Consider the following 547-nt stretch of genomic DNA (forward strand, 5'->3'; position numbering starts at 1 on the left):
GTGGAGCGGGTGGAGCGAGGGGGCACAGAGAGGTCTCACGGGTCGGCGGCTCGGCGGGGGACCGGGCTCGGGAGCAGGGGAAGCGGCTATGTCACCAGGCGGGGGTGGGAGATCCGTCAGACGGGCCTCCGAAAGCGCTCCGAATAACAGTACGGTAACGAGCGGCGCGTGTCACGCCCGATCGTGTCCGTCTGTGATCACTAGACCGCCTAGGAAGTGGTCCCCGGTGCGTAATCGGGCGCATCCGGAAGGCCGAAGGCGCGCTCGAGCGTCTCGATGCCGGAGTCGTGCAGGTACCCGGAGAGCTGGGTCCCGACGTACCGCAGGTGGTACGGCTCCGACTCGTACCCCGTGATCGGAGTGGCGTCGGGCTTGTAGCGCACGAGGAAGCCGAAGCGATGGGCGTTGGCGCCGACCCACTGCCCCTCCGGAGTGTCGCCCCAGCAGATCTCGAGCGCGCACGCGCCCGACGCTCCCACCACGTCGACCGCCCAGCCGGTCTGGTGCTCGCTGTGCCCCGGGCGCGCACTCGTCGCATCCGCTCCCG

1 protein-coding gene is annotated in these 547 nt (G+C 70.0%); it reads right to left on the reverse strand.

Features of this window, described 5'->3' with window-relative positions:
* Positions 1 to 209 precede the first annotated feature (209 nt).
* A partial coding sequence (locus C5C35_RS16645; protein WP_104263622.1) for a D-alanyl-D-alanine carboxypeptidase family protein occupies positions 210 to 547 on the reverse strand: 338 nt, incomplete at its 5' end.

Source organism: Rathayibacter sp. AY1F8, assembly GCF_002932165.1.
Taxonomy (GTDB): Bacteria; Actinomycetota; Actinomycetes; order Actinomycetales; family Microbacteriaceae; genus Rathayibacter.